Origin of the sequence: Cohnella caldifontis, from assembly GCF_029360585.1 — a bacterium.
GTDB lineage: Bacteria > Bacillota > Bacilli > Paenibacillales > Paenibacillaceae > Cohnella > Cohnella caldifontis.
Window position 1 is genome coordinate 1 of the sequence record NZ_JAQZSJ010000048.1, and the last position, 1507, is coordinate 1507.

At 47.3% G+C, this 1507-nt stretch carries 1 protein-coding gene; it reads left to right on the plus strand.

What is annotated here, in order from left to right; all coding sequences use genetic code 11:
* Window positions 1-206 precede the first annotated feature (206 nt).
* Window positions 207-1385, plus strand: a complete 1179-nt coding sequence (locus PTZ19_RS25255; protein WP_276358474.1) for an IS110 family RNA-guided transposase — start codon at window positions 207-209, stop codon at window positions 1383-1385.
* Window positions 1386-1507 lie beyond the last annotated feature (122 nt).

The following is a 1507-nucleotide window of genomic DNA, read 5'->3' on the forward strand; positions in this document are numbered from 1 at the left end:
CTATTTTTATAGGCGTTCTATGATGGCGGTAGCCGGGAGAACGAGGGCTTTTTTGGGACATGATCCCGTCACAAAAACTGTTCTCCTACTACCTCCAATGACCATGTTTGAGCTGGTTGAGGCTATTGACCTCGTATCACAAGCGAAGCTATGGGTTTGGAACCATCGTGGGAGTGCCGGCAATTTTTACATCAGGAGGAGCTGACATGGAACCGGTTATCGGACTAGATGTATCAAAAGGAGCGAGCGTATTTCAAGCGTTTATCAGACGTAATGAAGTATACGGAAAGCCGGAGACGATTAGGCATACAGAAATCGGGTTCAGCAGACTTGGGAACGTTATTCAAGAGCTTAAGGAGCGCACCGGAGAGGAGCCTGTTGTCATTCTAGAGGCAACTGGCCATTATCATCGCATTGTCGTAGCGTATTTGACGAGCATCGGAGTTAAACATTTCATCATCAATCCGCTGCTGTCCAAACGCGCCAAGAGCGCGCAACTCCGCAAAGTAAAAACGGATGCAGCAGATGCTTGGCATCTAGCCGAAATATACTATCGCGGTGATGTAGGGCCACATCGGAGCTGGGACGAGTGCTATACGGAGCTCCAACACGTGACTCGGCAACATGAATTCATCACTTCGCTATATGTACAGGCAAAGCTCAATATACGTGCGTTGTTGGATCAGGTGTTTCCAAGCTTTGAGACTGTGTTTTACGATTTATTTTCAGTTACAGCGCTTGCTACATTGCAGATTTGCTTGTCTGGTCAGGATCAAGAATGGGAAGAAGTCATTCGAAAGCAAGCAGGTAAATCGCGCTCGACATCTTGGATTCGAACGAAAGTCGAGCATTTAGAGGCCATCCATGAGCAATGGAGCAAGAATAAGAAAAGCGCTACTCAGATACAAATGCTGAAAAGTATGGTTTCGTTGCTTATTTCCATGCAGGAGCAACTCGAGACGATCGAGGAGCAGATGAGACAGCTAGCGTCACAACTACCAGAAGTGGAGCTTGTAAAGAGCATTCCAGGCGTGGGAGATAAGCTTGCTGCAACAATCATATCGGAAATCGGGGACGTAAGGCAGTTCGGGAATGCAAAGCAACTGGTCGCATATGCGGGTCTAGATCCTCGTGTGTACAGTTCAGGACAATTCGTGGCCACAAGCAATCGAATAACAAAGCGAGGCTCAAAAAGGTTACGCAGAGCGTTGTATCTGGCCGTGCAGTGCGGACTCAGGGGAAGTACGAACGAGAGACTTCGAGGATATTACGACAAGAAAAGAGAAGAGGGCAAGCCCTACAAGGTGACGGTGATTGCTTGCGCCAACAAGCTACTGCATTACATCTACGCCATCTTGAAGAAGGGCCAGCCCTACGCTTTATAACCCATATTTAACCAACACCCTCCACGCCAATGGAGGTTATTTGGTGTGCGATAAAAATTATATCAGGTTCTTACTTCTCGGCCAACACACTAAAGCTTGACAAACATTAGCTGGTTTTTGTG

Excerpts from the sequence above, each read along its gene's own strand:
- PTZ19_RS25255 (WP_276358474.1), top strand. The coding sequence starts at position 207 with ATGGAACCGGTTATCGGACTAGATGTATCAAAAGGAGCGAGCGTATTT.